Origin of the sequence: Akkermansia muciniphila (genome assembly GCF_002884975.1) — a bacterium.
GTDB lineage: Bacteria > Verrucomicrobiota > Verrucomicrobiia > Verrucomicrobiales > Akkermansiaceae > Akkermansia > Akkermansia muciniphila_C.
The window spans coordinates 1,163,092-1,177,872 of record NZ_PJKB01000001.1 but is presented as its reverse complement, the minus strand read 5'-3'; the positions used below and the strand labels follow the sequence as shown (position 1 = coordinate 1,177,872).

At 59.2% G+C, this 14,781-nt stretch carries 16 protein-coding genes; 7 read left to right on the top strand and 9 right to left on the bottom strand.

Annotated features, from left to right (window positions below; translation table 11 throughout):
• The first annotated feature begins 155 nt into the window (after positions 1 to 155).
• The 3 genes from hisB (at position 156) to CXU21_RS04740 (ending at position 3,139) form a co-directional block, all read left to right on the top strand.
• A complete protein-coding gene (gene hisB, locus CXU21_RS04750; protein WP_102725232.1) occupies positions 156 to 746 on the top strand; it encodes an imidazoleglycerol-phosphate dehydratase HisB in 591 nt (196 codons plus the stop codon).
• Positions 747 to 750: 4 nt separating this feature from the next.
• Positions 751 to 1,359, top strand: a complete 609-nt coding sequence (gene hisH, locus CXU21_RS04745) for an imidazole glycerol phosphate synthase subunit HisH (RefSeq protein ID WP_102725231.1) — start codon at positions 751 to 753, stop codon at positions 1,357 to 1,359.
• A gap of 139 nt (positions 1,360 to 1,498) precedes the next feature.
• Positions 1,499 to 3,139: a serine hydrolase gene (locus tag CXU21_RS04740; protein ID WP_428992365.1), complete on the top strand. Its 1,641-nt coding sequence runs from the start codon at positions 1,499 to 1,501 to the stop codon at positions 3,137 to 3,139.
• Between the two features lie 124 nt (positions 3,140 to 3,263).
• Here the strand turns inward: CXU21_RS04740 and rpsF are convergent, their stop codons facing one another.
• A complete protein-coding gene (gene rpsF / locus CXU21_RS04735; protein ID WP_102714517.1) occupies positions 3,264 to 3,548 on the bottom strand; it encodes a 30S ribosomal protein S6 in 285 nt (94 codons plus the stop codon).
• A gap of 212 nt (positions 3,549 to 3,760) precedes the next feature.
• On the opposite strand from rpsF, the gene CXU21_RS04730 reads away from it, so the two are divergent.
• Complete coding sequence (locus CXU21_RS04730; protein WP_180972648.1) at positions 3,761 to 4,708, top strand: hypothetical protein; 948 nt, start codon at positions 3,761 to 3,763, stop codon at positions 4,706 to 4,708.
• Here CXU21_RS04730 and pdxA read toward each other — a convergent pair.
• The 3 genes from pdxA to CXU21_RS04715 all read right to left on the bottom strand — a co-directional run bounded on the left by pdxA (position 4,705) and on the right by CXU21_RS04715 (position 6,511).
• On the bottom strand, positions 4,705 to 5,574 hold the full coding sequence (gene pdxA / locus CXU21_RS04725; RefSeq protein ID WP_102725438.1) for a 4-hydroxythreonine-4-phosphate dehydrogenase PdxA: 870 nt from the start codon (positions 5,572 to 5,574) through the stop codon (positions 4,705 to 4,707). The two genes, CXU21_RS04730 and pdxA, sit on opposite strands and share 4 nt — an antisense overlap.
• A gap of 19 nt (positions 5,575 to 5,593) precedes the next feature.
• Positions 5,594 to 5,854: a hypothetical protein gene (locus CXU21_RS04720; RefSeq protein ID WP_102725229.1), complete on the bottom strand. Its 261-nt coding sequence runs from the start codon at positions 5,852 to 5,854 to the stop codon at positions 5,594 to 5,596.
• Positions 5,855 to 6,010: 156 nt separating this feature from the next.
• Positions 6,011 to 6,511, bottom strand: coding sequence for a hypothetical protein (locus CXU21_RS04715; RefSeq protein ID WP_180972647.1), 501 nt, complete (start codon positions 6,509 to 6,511; stop codon positions 6,011 to 6,013).
• Between the two features lie 78 nt (positions 6,512 to 6,589).
• Between CXU21_RS04715 and CXU21_RS04710 the strand changes: the two genes are divergently transcribed.
• Both CXU21_RS04710 and CXU21_RS04705 read left to right on the top strand, forming a co-directional pair.
• Entirely contained in the window at positions 6,590 to 7,561 is a 972-nt protein-coding gene (locus CXU21_RS04710; protein ID WP_102714509.1) for a D-alanyl-D-alanine carboxypeptidase family protein, read from the top strand.
• A 44-nt stretch (positions 7,562 to 7,605) separates the two neighbouring features.
• Complete coding sequence (locus CXU21_RS04705) at positions 7,606 to 8,685, top strand: 6-phosphofructokinase (RefSeq protein WP_102714507.1); 1,080 nt, start codon at positions 7,606 to 7,608, stop codon at positions 8,683 to 8,685.
• A 57-nt stretch (positions 8,686 to 8,742) separates the two neighbouring features.
• Here the strand turns inward: CXU21_RS04705 and CXU21_RS04700 are convergent, their stop codons facing one another.
• The 5 genes from CXU21_RS04700 to CXU21_RS04680 form a co-directional block, all read right to left on the bottom strand.
• On the bottom strand, positions 8,743 to 9,891 hold the full coding sequence (locus tag CXU21_RS04700; protein ID WP_102725227.1) for a DUF805 domain-containing protein: 1,149 nt from the start codon (positions 9,889 to 9,891) through the stop codon (positions 8,743 to 8,745).
• 100 nt (positions 9,892 to 9,991) lie between these two features.
• The gene (gene zupT / locus CXU21_RS04695; RefSeq protein WP_102714503.1) at positions 9,992 to 10,804 is read right to left on the bottom strand and encodes a zinc transporter ZupT; all 813 of its coding nucleotides are present in this window, start codon (positions 10,802 to 10,804) and stop codon (positions 9,992 to 9,994) included.
• Positions 10,805 to 10,855: 51 nt separating this feature from the next.
• Positions 10,856 to 11,878 carry a thioredoxin family protein gene (locus tag CXU21_RS04690; RefSeq protein ID WP_102725226.1) on the bottom strand — a complete coding sequence of 341 codons (1,023 nt, stop codon included), beginning with the start codon at positions 11,876 to 11,878 and terminating at the stop codon, positions 10,856 to 10,858.
• Between the two features lie 18 nt (positions 11,879 to 11,896).
• Complete coding sequence (locus tag CXU21_RS04685) at positions 11,897 to 12,904, bottom strand: hypothetical protein (protein WP_102725225.1); 1,008 nt, start codon at positions 12,902 to 12,904, stop codon at positions 11,897 to 11,899.
• Positions 12,905 to 12,925: 21 nt separating this feature from the next.
• Complete coding sequence (locus CXU21_RS04680) at positions 12,926 to 13,405, bottom strand: hypothetical protein (protein ID WP_102714497.1); 480 nt, start codon at positions 13,403 to 13,405, stop codon at positions 12,926 to 12,928.
• A 90-nt stretch (positions 13,406 to 13,495) separates the two neighbouring features.
• On the opposite strand from CXU21_RS04680, the gene CXU21_RS04675 reads away from it, so the two are divergent.
• Entirely contained in the window at positions 13,496 to 14,770 is a 1,275-nt protein-coding gene (locus CXU21_RS04675) for a valine--pyruvate transaminase (RefSeq protein WP_102725224.1), read from the top strand.
• Positions 14,771 to 14,781 lie beyond the last annotated feature (11 nt).

The following is a 14,781-nucleotide window of genomic DNA, read 5'->3' as shown; positions in this document are numbered from 1 at the left end:
TATAAAAGGCTCCCGGGATTTTTTCTGGCGGCGGGGTTCCGGCTGCATGGTCTTTTTACCGCGCCACGCAGTTTTTTGAAGGAAAAGGGGGCAAATCTTTCCCCATGGGGTATTTCCTGCTTTCTTCCGTAGCGGCTTCGGTATAGAAGAGTCGCATGAGGAACGCTTCTTGCAAACGGGTCACCGGTGAAACGGACATCAGCATGGAACTGAACCTGGACGGCACGGGATGTGCCGCTGTCGCCACGGGCCATGCGTTTTTTGACCACATGCTGGATTTGCTGGCCCGCCATTCCCTGGCGGACCTCACTCTCCAAGCCAGGGGAGACCTGGAGGTGGACGCCCACCACACGGTGGAGGACGTGGGAATTGTTCTGGGGGAATGCATCAAAAACGCGTTGGGGGACAAGAAGGGAATCGCCCGCTACGGCTGCTCCTACCTGCCCATGGATGAAACCCTGACGCGCGTGGTGATGGACCTGAGCAACCGTCCGTACGTGGTCTTCCGCATTCCGGAGGGCGGCCTGCCGGACGCACCCAACTTTCCGCTGACCCTCTGCGAGGAATTCTGCCGTGCCCTGGCCAACAACCTGCGCTGCAACCTGCACGTGGAAGTGCTTTACGGCAGGGACGGCCACCATATTTCGGAATCCATCTTCAAGGGTATTGCCCACGCGCTGCGCCAGGCTGCCGCCATTGACCCCAGGGCTGCCGGAACCCTTCCTTCAACCAAGGGAATGCTGTAAGCCCATGAAACTCGGCGTGATTGATTACGGCGCGGGCAACCTCCGCAGCGTTCTGAACACCTTTGAGGCCGCCGGCGTGAACGGGCATCTGGTCCGCACGCCGGAGGACGCCGCAGGCGTCACCCATCTGGTGCTGCCGGGCGTAGGAGCCTTTGGAGACTGCGCGGAAAAGCTGCGCCGCCAGGAGCTGGTGCCCCTGATCCGGACCTGGATAGAACGGGACAGGCCGTTCCTGGGCATCTGCGTGGGTTACCAGGTCCTCTTTGAAAACGGGGAGGAAGACGGGCAGGTGCCCGGCCTGGGCATCTTCAAGGGGAGCGTTGTCCGTTTCCCGGAATCGGAACTCAAGGTGCCCCACATGGGGTGGAACCGTCTCACCCTCTCCAATCCTGCGGATCCCGTCTGGAAGGGCATGGGGGAAGACCCATACTTCTACTTTGTGCACTCCTATTATCCCCGGCCGGAGGATGACTCCCTGGCGGCCGCCTTCTGCACGTACGGCGTGCGTTTTGCCGCCGCCATCAGGCGCGGCAATCTGGTGGCCACCCAGTTTCATCCGGAAAAAAGCCAGAAGCTGGGAGTAAAGCTGCTGGAAAACTTCGTATCCTTGTAATCCTTCCATTGCGGGAACCTGGCCTGGAGGAACTCTTCCCGGGGGCCAGGCAGGGAGGATTTTTCTGCGGCATTTTGGGAATGCTGATGACAAGTTAATGAACCATATTCAGGAAATAGGGTCTTATAAAACAGACGCCATGAATAATTCGTTCAGGTTAACAGGGGGAATGCTGGCATGCGTGTGCATGCTGGGCGGCCTCCCCGCACTTGCAAACAAAACCCCCACTAAAATGTCCACTCAAGATTCAGCAGCCATTCATCTTCCGTCCGAAGGGCGGGGAGATTCCAGGGTAGAATACCTCGGCCAATCCATGGATCAGTTGATTTATGATTTCATGCAGGAGGAAAAAATTCCCGGCATGACGCTTGCGATTGTCCAGGCTCCCTACATTCCCCGCGTAGTCGGGTACGGCGTGTCCAATGCGGAAACCGGCCTTCTGGCTTCCACCAATACCCTGTGGCCAGCGGCGGAAATCTCCCAGGGATATGCCGCCATAGCCGCCTTCCAGCTGGTGGAGAGAGGGAAAATGGACATCCATGACAAGGTTTCCCGTTACGTGGCGGGGCTGCCGGAAGCCTGGCAGAACGTCTCCGTGCTCCAGTTGCTGCAGCACTCTTCCGGCATTCCGGACTACAGGAAATCCCCCCAGTTTGATATGGGGAGGGATTATGATCCGGGTGAACTCCTTTCCCTGGTCAGGCTGAATGACCTGGAATTCCCCTCTGGAACGGACGTGCGGCAGAGCGCCACGAACTTCCTTCTCCTGTCCATGGTCATTGATGCGGTGGCGGGCATGCCTTATGAGGAATTTGTCCGGGAAAACCAGTTCCAGCCCCTGGGCCTTCAGCACACCATGTTCGGCAAGGACCTGGGTGCCGTACAGCAGGATAACGTGCGTGAGCATGACAACGAGCATACCCTCTTCAAATCCCGTGTGGGATATGTGAACCCGGCGGAAACGGCGGCGGGATATGCCGTCAAGGACGGTGTCGTGAAATCCGTTCCTCCGCCTGCGCGCTCCTCCCTGCGCGGTTTTTCAGACATCTGGTCCACTCCGCAGGAAATCAGCTTTTGGGACATTTGCCTTGCCGGCTCCATCCTGGTGAAGGATGAAAAGCACCGGGACATGATTTACAAGCCCATCCGCCTGGACAATGGGAAAATCGTCCCGGCCATGGCGGGCTGGCAGTTCCCGCACCACAAGGGCCTGATGGACATCAAGGGCGGCGTTCCCGGCTTTTCCTCCTACATCTGCCGATTCACGGCCCCTTCTGAACTGGTGTGCGTGACGCTGACGGCAAACAAGGAAGGCGTGGACCTCACCAACCTGGCGCGCCGCATTGCCGGGGCGCTGGACCCCAAGCTCGGCTCCGGCCAGCTGGATGACAATTCCCTGTATCTTTATGAAAGCGTGTTTGGCGTGGATGAAACCATGGAACGCATTGAAAAGATTCTGGCGGAAAAATCCATTCCCGTCTTTGCCCGGATTGACCACGGGAAAAACGCCCGTGAAGCGGGGCTGGAAATGCCCCCCTCCAAGGTGGTCATCTTTGGCTCCCCCAAGGTGGGCACCAACCTGATGCTCGGAAATCCGGGCATCGCCACGGAACTGCCCCTGCGCATTGCCGTCTGGGAGGATAAGGAAGGCAGCACGTGGATCAGCTTTCCCCACATGGAAAAAATTGCCAGGGAATACGGCGTGGAAAATCTGCCTCCTGTTGCCCCCATCCGCCAGTTGCTGCGGAACATCGCCTCAAAAGCGGCCAATGTCTATTAAAGAGTCGCAAGTGTGCGTCTTTGAAGGGGTAAATTACCCGTAAAAGAAAAGGACCGCCTCCGTAAAGAGGCGGTCCTTTTAATAAAAAAGCAAGGAGCGGATGCTTCGTCCGCATGTGCCGGATTTAGGCGATCACCTTGTAGTACTGAAGGTGAATCTGGGGATTCAGGCGAAGGCGTTCGCGGATGGTCCTGATGGCGGAAGGTTCCGCGGAGAACGTGTAGGTCACGTACTGGCCGGCGGAAAGGTGGTTGGATTCATAGGCGAATTCACGGCGTCCGGCGTTTTCGGTCTTGGTGATGTCGGCGCCTTCTTCCTTCATCGTAGCGGCTACGGTATTGATCAACTCCTCAACGGGGGTTTCCGTACCCTTCATGTTGAATACGATAAGAGCTTCGTAATTTCTCATGGTCTTGTGATAATTAGAAATGTGTCGTGCGAACGGTGCGCACCTTGCGGGCAAGTAAGGTGCAATGATTGCCGCCAGAAAGCAAGCCTATTTTTTACCTTGTTTTGGGGAACGGCCCGTTTCCTGCATTTTATTCCCGCCGGAGGAGGGGATAAGAGGGAGAACCCGCGGAAGAGGTTGACTTTCCGTGCATGGTTGACAATGATCCGTTCATGATGAAATTGTTCTGCATGGCGCTTCTGGCCGGGTGCCTTTGCTGCGGCAGCGCCCGTTCCGGCGTCCGGATGGTGGATGTGGTGGGAGACGATACGTTTACCAAAGCTGTGGAGATGGTCGGCAGCCAGGTGAATGATTCACCCTCCTGTAAAAAAGTGGTGGAGGAATTGAGCCGGGAGGCGGCCCGGGTGGAAAAGGCGTGGAGGGAGGCGTTCATGTCCGGTGAGCCTTCAACGCGGGAATGGTGCCGGATGGCTGATGCGGAGGTCTGGTTGTTCAAGAAGATGGCGGAGAGCAGGAAACAGGAAAAAAAGGAGGAGATCGTTTCTTTATCGGAACTGGAGGATGACGGCGTCATTACCCATGAGGAGGCGGAAGAAGGATTTTCCGCGTTGCGCAGGCTGATGTGGGCGTCCAAGACGGCGATAGACTCCCTGGATGATTTCATAGCTCAGGCGGAACTTCCCCTGCCGTCGTCTCCCAATGGGGATTCCTATGAAAAACTGCTGGCCTGGAAAATGAATCCTGAATCTTCCCTGTCTTATGGGATAGACCACGACCCGCTGGTCAACGGCAGTCTGGAAGAAACGCTGCAAGCATGCTGGAATGACGAGGTTCTTGGGCTTCTGGAGGGTACGGTTTCCCGGATTTCCCGTGAGAGGCTGTTTTTACTGATCCGCCGTTATGCGGACCGGAAGGTGGAGGAGACGGAGAGGTTTTCCAGGCTTCCTCCACTGACGCCGGAACAATGGTGCTGGCTGCAGAAGCAGGAACATGACAGGGATGCCTTGGAGCGTTCCGCCATAGACATATTGACCATTTCCCTGCTCCTGTGGGAGGATGAGAGCCCGCTTGCGGAGGAAACGTTCCAATACTGGGTGTCTGCTCCGGAACGGGCCGCCCGGGTGTGGCAGGAAAAGCTCCGGAAGGAAGAGGCCCGTTAACGCCCTTGTGTCATCCGAACGGCCAGCTGGAAGGCGTGAATGGTGCTGGAAGGGTTGGCCTTTCCGGTGCCCGCCAGGCTGAAAGCCGTTCCGTGGTCCGGACTCAGCCGGGGGCGCGGAAGGCCCAGAGTGACGTTGACGGCGGTGTGGAAGTCCACCAGCTTCAGGGGAATCAGCCCTTGGTCATGGTAGGGGGCCAGCACGGCGTCATAGCAGCCTTCCACGGCGTCACGGTACACGCAGTCCGGGACGGCAGGGCCGTCAAACACGGCGTCCGGGCATGAAATGGCCAGTTGCTCCACGGCCGGGGCGATGATGGCTTCGTCCTCGTCCCCGAAGGCTCCGTGTTCTCCCGCATGGGGGTTCAGGGCCGCCAGGGCGATGCGCGGGCGGTGAATGCCCTTGCGGAGGCAGAAATCCTTCAGCAGGGTTCCGATGCGGACCAGTTCCGCGGTATTCAGCAGGGACGGCACGCTTTGAAGGGACGTGTGGATGGTTGCCAGACCCACCGTCAGCCGTTTTCCGGTCAGGCACATGGCGTAATTATCCGTTTCCAGGCGTTCCGCAAAGAATTCCGTCTGCCCCGGCCAGCGGAACCCTGCTTCATGCAGGGTTTCCTTGCAGACGGGGGCGGTGACCACGGCGTCAATGGTCCCTTCCCGGAGGGCGCGTGCCGCCTGCTCCAGATGTTCAAAGGCGTATTTGGCTGATTCCGCATTCGGCCTGCCGAGGGGAACCTCCACCCTCTTGCCGATGAGGCGGTATTCCGCTTCCTCCGGGAGTTCTCCGGAGGCAAGCGCGGCGGAAATGACTTCCGGGCCTATGCCCGACTGGTCGCCCAGCGTGTATCCGATGACCGGCTTCATGGGATGGAACATGGAGGGGTTAGGATTCCGCGGCTTCTTCCGGACCGGGTGCGGGCGCTGGAATCTCTTCCGCGAAGGGGATGGATTCTTCCGCGGCCGGGGCGGGTTGCAGGGAGGCGGCGCGCTTTTCCATGTTGATGACCTGGGTGGTTTTTTCCGGTTCGTCAGGATTGCGGAGTTCGAATTCCAGATGGGAGTTGGTGGACCAGTGGTAATAAATGGTGGCGCCAAGGGCGGCCAGCACCAGGATCAGGAGAATGGAACCGAAGAAGGAGCGCATGCCGTTACTGTGTCCTGCTGAAGGGGGGAATTCAAGAAATTATCAAGCCTGCCCGCGTGCATGGAAAAAGAGTGCGCCCGCCGCTTGAAAAGCCGCCATGGGAAGCGGGGGAAGGGGCGTGGCCGTGCGCGGCGCTTTTTCTGCACGGGGAATGAGTCAGGAGAGGATTTTTGCCGCCGTAAACAGGATGATGAGCAGGATCACAAAGCCGATGATCCTGCCCGCCATGCCGGAGCTTTCCCCGTTCTTACCGCACCCGGAGCAGCCCTCCCCACAATTCATGCCGCCGCACCCCGTGCCGCACGCGCCGCAGGATTCTTCCTGCATCCGCTCGCGGTCTTCAAAGAGGAGTTCAAGCTCGCGCACGGAAGGCTCCACGCCGGAAACGGCGATTTCCCCGTCGATAGCGAGGGCTGGCAGCGTACAGCCGGCTTGTTCCGGAGCGGCTTCCGTCTCCTGTATTTCCACATCCATGCCCAGATGCTCCAGCGCCTGCCGGGCATTGGAGAGCAGGACGTTCCCCGGGAAATCCCGGCTGTAGAAGAATTGAATGCTGGTCATGGCGCTGGGCAGGTACGTAATGCTCCCGTTGGAGGGGGCGGCTTCCTCCAACAAATAGGATAGGAGACGAAAGGTCAATGCGTTTTTCCGTGTCATGACATATAAGTGGTGCATGGAAAGCATTTTAGACTTTTCAAACGCGGGGGGAACGGGCACTATCCCGCCGGTCCCGCCATGAAAAAGCTATCTCTATTCCTCCTGACCCTGGCCTGTGTATTCCAGTTCTCCGCCCGGGCGCAGGAAAAGCCCAGTTACATTGCCATTGAGGCCAATTCCGGCAAGCTCCTTTTCAGCTTCAATGCGGAAGCCAAAAGGCCCGTAGCCAGCCTTTCCCAGGTAGCCACCGCCATGGTGGCGCTGGACTGGGTGGCCCGCACGCGCCTGCCGCTGGATACCTTCATCGCCGTTCCCCAGGAGGCGTTCGGACTCCGCGCAGGCAATCCCATGGACCTGCAGCCGGGTGACCGCCTGACGCTCCGGGACGCGCTGTATTCCACCCTGCTGGGTTCGGACAACGTGTCCGCCCTGACGGTCGCCTCCTTTGTGGGCCGTGACCTGGTCTCCCGCCGTGGCGGCGGTTCCCCCATTGGCGCCTTCGTGACGGAAATGAACAATCTGGCCCGTTCCCTGAGGATGTCCAAGACGCGCTTCACCGCTCCCCACGGGCTGGACGCGGGCAACTCCGTCACTGAATCCTGCGCGCTGGACATGGCCCTGCTGGGCGCGTACAGCATGCAGAACCCGGCCTTCTGCTACATCGTCTCCCAGGCGAGCCGCCGCATAGGCGTGCAGTCCCAGACCAAGGGCATGACGATGTACGACATCTCCAACAACAACAAGCTCATGAGCTCTCCCGGCGTGGACGGCATCAAGGCGGGCACCTCCCGCGCCGCCGGCCCGTGCCTGCTGCTCAGCGTCACGCGCAACGCCATTTCCCGCCGCAGCCCCCAGACGGGCACGGAGGTGATTTACCCCCAGCGCATGATCATTGTGGTGCTGGGCTCCGCGCAACGTTATCCCCTTGCCAAGCAGATGATGACCAGCGGCTGGCGGGTGTGGGAAAACTGGCAGGCTTCCGGCATGGACATGAAGGACCCCAAGGAGTTCGTCCAGCTTCCCATGAAATCTGGCGCAGAGAAGCGATAGGAAGTAGACGGCCCCGGAATTTTCTGCTATAAGGGACACCGAATATGAACATCGGTGTTTTGAATAGCGGGGGTGACTCTCCCGGGTTGAATGCAGTCATTGAGGGTGTTGTGGGCGCGGCTTCCCGCCGCGGCTGGAACGTTGTAGGTTTTTACGATGGGTTTGAGGGACTTTTGTCTACGGAGGATGATGAACGGTTTGAATGGCTGACTCCAGCCGGCTGCCGCGGATTGCGCGCCAGGGGAGGCACTATTCTGGGAACCGTGAACAAGGGGAACTTTGCCATCAAGGTGGGTGTGGACCAGAAGGGGGCGATTGAACCCGCGGTGCTGGAAAAGACAAAAGCCACCATCCGGCGGCTGGGCCTGGACGCCCTGATCGTCGTGGGCGGGGACGGCTCCCAGTCCACGGCCCTTTTACTTTCTGAAATAGGCCTTCCCGTGGTGGGAGTGCCCAAGACCATTGATAATGACCTGGGCGCGACTGACGTGACCTTTGGCTTCTACAGTGCCGTTTCCATCGTTTCCGAGTCCCTGGACCGTCTGGAAACCACGGCGAACGCGCACCAGCGCATGATGGTGGTGGAAGTAATGGGGCGGCACGCGGGATGGATTGCCCTGGAAGGCGGCATCGCCGGAAGCGCGGATGTGATTCTGCTGCCGGAAATTCCGTTCTCCATTGAAAACGTGGTGGAGTGCATCAAGGCGCGCAAGGCGGCCGGGCAGCGGGAAATCCTGGTGGTGGTGTCCGAAGGGGCCCGCCTGGCGGATGAACTGGTTTTGCTGGATGAAAAGACCCAGGGGGAAGTGCGCCTGGGAGGCATCGGCAAGGTGATCTCCAAAAAACTTGAGGAAGCTACGGGAATTGAAACCCGCTCCTGCGTGCTGGGCCACATCCAGCGCGGCGGCTCTCCCTGCGCCTATGACCGCATTCTGGGCGTCCGGTTCGGCAGTTACGCTGTGGAGCTGGTGGAAAAGGGCAAGTTCAGCTGCATGGTGGCCCTGCGGGGGACTAAAATGACCGCCGTTCCCATTGAGGAGGCCGTGAAAACCCTGAAGCTGGTGGACCCTGACTGCCAGCTGGTGCGCACGGCGCGTGACCTGGGCGTGTGTTTCGGGGATTGACGCTCTACGCCTTCAGGCAAAAGCCGCTTTTGATTGGTTCCCGGCCGTATCCTGTTTTCAGGATACGGTTATTTTTTGCGGCAGCACGCCGTAATCATTGGCGGCGGAAGAGCTTTTAAGCAGCATCATGGACAGGAAGAGGATGGAAAACAGGTCCATCAGGTTGGAGGCCATGGCCAGATAGGTCACGTAGGGAGCCATGTCCCCCGGAATCAGGCGCAGCAGGAAAACCAGAACGAAGGTGACGATGAAAATGAGTATGGGAATAAGGATGAATTTTCCGCTCAGGTTGCTGTCATGCAGGCGGCGTACGGCCACCGGTATGTTAAACAGGATGTTGAGCCCTGCCACGGTGGCCAGAAGCTCCAGGGAAAGCATGCTGAGCTCTCCGGACTGGTAAAAAAAGTAAAAGGTGGGGTTGAAACAGGCGTGGGCCAGCAGGATGAGGGCGTCCTGCGGATGGGTGGTGTACACCAGGATCTGCTCGGACGGGGAAACGTAAAATCCCAGCGGATTGCTGTCTACGTCTATCATGCTGTAGCCCAGCGGCAGGAACAGAAGCACGGAAAGGAGGAAGAAGGACCAGAACTCCGCACGGGAGGCCCGTCCGGCCAGCGTGGTCAGCTTTCTGAGGCTGATGAGCCAGTAAAGGTAAAACGGCGTGAAGGGCTTTTCAGGCTTGTCCCCGGCGGTGGAGGGAGCGTCGGCAGGCACGGGCCCGGGACGGCGGCAGTACTTGTTGCCGTCCGTTTTGCTTTCACCCAGCGTCAGGTAGAAAAAGATCAGGTGCCCCAGGCCGAAGGGAAGGAGCAGGGAGAGAATCCAGAGGCCGCTCCTGCCCGTGTCATGCAGGCGTCTGAATGCCGCCGCGGCGCAGGGAACGATCATGGCCGCCCACAGGAGGATGGTCAGGGCGTCTCCGTAAATGCTCAATCTTGTATCCTGAATCCGGAGCCAGTCCGTCAGGATATACCCTGTCAGGGCCGGAATCAGGGCCAGAAGGGGAAGAGCCATGAACCACCAGAATTCCGCGCGGGAAGAGCAACCCCGGAAATCCGCATAATGCCGGAATCCTTTTTTCCAGCAGGCAAGGGGGGAAGGAGGTGTGGAGGAGGAAGTAGGGACAGAGGAAGTGGCAGGGGTAGCAGGGGTAGCAGGGGTAGCAGGGGTAGCAGGGGTAGCAGGGGTAGCAGGGGAGTCCGGCATGGAGGAGAAAGGGGGTTTCCGGTTAGACCCCCTGATGCCGGGAAATGCTCAATGCGGCGCGTTTTCAGGACACGGAAAATTTCCCCCGTCCGTAGCCGTTTCAGATCAGGACTACGGCCATCAGCAGCATGCCGGCAATGATGCCCATGATGGAGATGTGATGGTGGCCCCAGCGTTCCGCCATAGGCAGCAATTCATCAAAGGAAATGAACACCATGATGCCCGCCACGGAGGCAAAAAGGATAGCCAGCAGGGTGGGCGTGAGGAAGTGGAACAGGAAGAACATGGCGATGGCCGCTCCCACCGGTTCCGCCAGCCCGGACAGGAAGGAGTAGAAGAGGGCCTTTTTACGGTTGCCCGTGCCGTAGTAAAGGGGAACCGCCACGGCAATTCCTTCCGGAATGTTGTGAACGGCCACGGCCAGGGCTATGGACGTGCCCAGCGTCAGGGAATCCAGCCCGGCGGCAAAGGTGGCGATCCCTTCCGGAAAGTTGTGGATGCCAATGGCCAGGGCAAAGAGGATACCGGACCTTTTAATCTTGGCGGAGGAAAACTCCCCGCTGGCCTGGCCGTGGATATCCTCCGGGCCGCGCGCTTCGTGCGGGTTTTCGTCTTCCGGCACCAGGTAGTCGATCAGGGCCGCCACCGCTATTCCTCCGAAGAAGGAGGCAATGGCGATCCAGGCTCCTGCCGTGTGGCCTTCAAATTCCATCAGTCGGTGCTGGGCCTGCCCCAGCAGCTCCACCAGGGAAATATATACCATCACTCCCCCGGAAAATCCCAGGGCGAAGGTAAGCGTCTTCGTGTCCGTCCTCTTCATGAAGAAGGCGATGAAGCCTCCTATCCCGGTAGCAAGGCCTGCCAGCGTGGTGAGCAGGAAGACGGTGAGGATGTGGTTGGTGGAAAGATCCATGTGCGGACCCGCCGGGCAGGGAGAACCCGGTACCCGGCAGGAAAGGATGGGTTATTTCTTTGCGGGAGCCGGGGGAATGATCATTTTAGTAGCCCGTATGGCTCCGGGGGGAAGCGGGGGCTCTTCCCCCGGTTTCAGCCGGCCCCGTTCCTTCTTGATCTCAGGCAGCTTTTCCAGAAGCCTGCCGCACATCTTTCCTTCAAAGCTTTCCGGAAGAAGAGCGACGGCCTCTTTAAGGGGCTGTTCCAGCTCATTCACCCTGTTTTGCTGCATGAGCAGATTCACCTTTTGCATAAGAACGGCCTGTTTGACTTCCGGAAGGAGCCCGTCCTTCTTCAGGTAACCGTCCATGATGGAAAGGGCTTCTCCAGGATTTTGCTCCGCCAGGATGTGGATGTTTTTCTGCCGGAACGTATCGGCCAGTTCCTCTCTCTGGGTATTGAGCAATTCTTTCCTGTTCAGTGCGGCGCGGATGCCGGAAGCGTCCTTGGGGTCCAGTTTTGCCAGTTCTTCCAGGGACGGCTTGTAGAAGGTGGGGATGCTGGACTGGGGAACCGTTTTCAGCAATTGAACCAGGGCGTCCCGGCGCTGCTCGTCCGTGAGGCGGCCCGCCAGCTTCTCCGTCAGGGCCTGCTGGGTTTTTAGGGCTTCCGCCGCCGTAGCCGCGTCTTTCATAACCTGGTCCGGGTTGGCATAGCCTACGACGGTGTGGACGGGGCGTCCCTGGGCGTCTGTATAGACCAGGGTGGGGAATCCGGTGATGCCGTAGGATTTCTTGTAGGTTTCCAGCATGGCCTTTGTCTGTTCGTCCTGCTGCTTTTTACGCGGGAAATCCAGTTCCACGGGAATAAAGGCGGCGGTGATGCCTTCCTGCACCTTGGGGAGGGAAAGGGCCTGCTTCTTCTGCATGATGCAGGCGCCGCACCAGTCGGAACCGGTGAATTCCAGCATAACGCCCTTTTTCTGGGCCACGGCCTGCTGCATGGCTTCCGCAGGATTGGTGCTCCACGCTTCGGAAGCTCCGGCAATTCCGGCAACGAGCGCGGCCACGACGGGGATGATGATTGTTTTCATGATTTGGAGATAAATCAGTTACATGGGGGGTAGCGGAGAATGGGCCGGAGGCACCCACATGCCGCCGGAAGAGGATGAGTCCGAATCTCCCGTATGGGTGGGTGTTTCAATCTGAGGCTTGCCGGAGGGCGGATCCAGGTCTTCCACCACCACTTTCTTCTTGCCGGGCTGGGGAGCCGGTGCGGGAGCGGGAGCCGGAGCCGGGGAGGGACTCCGTCGGATGACGGGGGCCTGGAGGGAGGCGTCCGCCTGGTTCATGGCCGTGATGTTCAGCGGATCGCCGTAGGCCAGCATTTCCCGGATGTCGTCCGGGAGGTCTCCGGCGGGAATGGAGGTGCTGCCCTGTTCGTGCATGATGCGCACGAACTCGTTCTCCACGCGGGTGATTTCCACGTTCAGGTAGGTCTTTCCGGAATGGGTCGTTCTCAGGATGTCAAACTTGCGGCCGCGGGCCTTTGCGCGGGCCCCCTGGCGGTAGCGTTCAAAGTAGGAGCGGATTTCCCCCCGGATGCCGGCGACGCGCATCTTTTCCTTCTCAATGGACTTTTGCGTTTCATCCAGGTCGGACGCCGTGTTTTCAAAAATGTCCAGCAGGCTGAGAAGCTGTTCCTTGGGGGCGGTCTTGTTCCGTATCTCCCTGAGTTGTTCCTGTTTTTTCAGGAGCCCTGCATGGTTGGCTTCCAGCGCTTCCCGCGCGTCCCTCACCGGATCGGGAAGCTGGGAGAATTTTTCATAAACAATGTACCCGGCCCCGATGACGATGATGCCGAACAGTCCCAGGCACAGGTTCCAGAACAGGGCGTCCCCCCTGGCTTTCTTTTCCGCCTCCTCCTGCTGGGCTGATTCTTCTTCCGCAACGTGTTCGGAGACGACATCCATGGACGTTTTCAGGCGTTTTTTAGGAGCGGCGGCGTCTTTGTTTTCTCCGTCGCCGTTCCGGTCCTCTTTGGGGGCGAAGCGGGTTTCATCTTCGGAAGGAGGGAGCGTTTCGCCGGACGGCTGTTGCGGGGAAGGTGAATCAGTCATGGGATGCGTCAGGGGTTGGGATTAGTCTACCGGGTGGGACTGCTTGAATTCCGCCAGTTTGGCGGCGTACGCGTTGTACTGGTATTGCAGGGCGTGAAACTCCTGCTTGCGCTGCGCCAGCGTCTTACGCATGTCTTCAATGTCAAAGCACAGGTGCTCAAAGTCGCGCCGCTTGGACGGCAGGACGTCAATGTCCTTCACCGTGAAGGGGGTGGTGATTTTGCCCGGATTGGAAAGGCGCTTTTGAAGATTGTAATTCACGCGGGCGTCATGGGATTCCGCCTGGCTGATCTCCTGGTCAAGCTGGGCCAGGGCATCCTTCGTCTGCTGGAGCTGGGCCTGAAGCTGCTGGTGTTCCGAGGAGGAATTACCCGTAATGAAGGAGGTCAGGGCTTCATTCGTACCGCTGTCGCACGAGGTAAGGGCCAGCGCAAGGGCCAGCGCCGGACAGGTACGCCTGGTAAATCGCACGATGTTGAACATGCCGGGGATTATGAACATTAACGGGGGGGAAAGTCAAACTGTTCATGCGCCCTGCCAAACAATGATTTTTCTCGCATAAAACGCGCATGTGGTTACAATGCCCGCGGCATGATGCAATTATCGGAGATCGGAGGCCACCTGACGGCCAGAACGGGTATTGATGATTTGATGGAGGATTTATTCAAGGCCCTCCATTCGGGGGATGCCGGCCTGTGCCAGTTGAACGGCGGAAGCCCCGCCGTCATTCCGGAAGTAACGGAACTCTGGCGCCGCAGCATGGCGGAGCTGGTGCGGAATGGAAAATTTGACGTGCTCGTAGGGAATTACGCCCATCCGGGCGGGGATCCCGGTTTCATCCGCGCCCTGGTCAGCTTTCTTAATGAACGCTGCGGCTGGGACCTGAAGCCGGAAAACGTGGCGATCACCCAGGGCGGCCAGATGGCATGCTTCACGCTCTTCAACATGCTCGCGGGTCCCTGCAAGGACGGCTGCGTGCGTGAAATCCTCTTCCCCCTGTGTCCGGACTATGTGGGTTACCAGTCCCAGTCCCTGTGCGGCGGCGTGATGTTCCGGGGCATCCGGCCCGGCATCCGCATGCTGGACGGCCATACGTTCAAGTACGTGATTGACTTTGACTGCCTGGACATCCGCCCGGAAACGGCCGCCATCTGCATGTCCCGCCCCACCAACCCCACCGGCAACGTGGTGACGGATGAAGAGCTGGACCGCCTGCGGGAAATGGCCGCTCGCGCCGGGGTGCCCCTCATGATTGACAACGCGTACGGACCGCCGCTGCCCAACATCTGCTTTGTGCCCGTAAAACCTGCGTGGGACGAAAACATGATCCTGACCATGAGCCTCTCCAAGATCGGGCTGCCCGGCACGCGCACCGGAATTGTGATCGCGCGTCCGGACATCATCCAGGCGGTGGTCAGCATGGTCACCACCTCCTCCCTGTGCCCGAACAACCTGGGCCAGGCGCTGGTGACCCCCTATCTGGAAGACGGCACGCTGGAACGCGTGTGCCGTGAAACCCTCACGCCGTTCTACCGCCGCCAGGCGGAATTCGCCCTCTCCCTGCTGCCGGAACTCTTTGGAGAATCCATCCCGTGGCGCGTCCACAAGAGTGAGGGAGCCATGTTCCTGTGGCTCTGGTTTGAGGGGCTGCCCATCACGTGCCAGGAGCTCTATGAACGGTGCAAGGCGCGCGGCTGCTTTGTAAACCCGGGCCATCACTTCTTCTTCGCCCTCCCGGAGGAGGGGGAACCCTGGCCGCACCGGCATGAATGCATCCGCATCAGCTTCACCCAGGCGGAGGACCTTCTGCGCAAGGGCCTTTCCATCGTGGCTGACGAGGTGAAGAAAGCCTACTCCCATTCTTAATCCCAATCTGA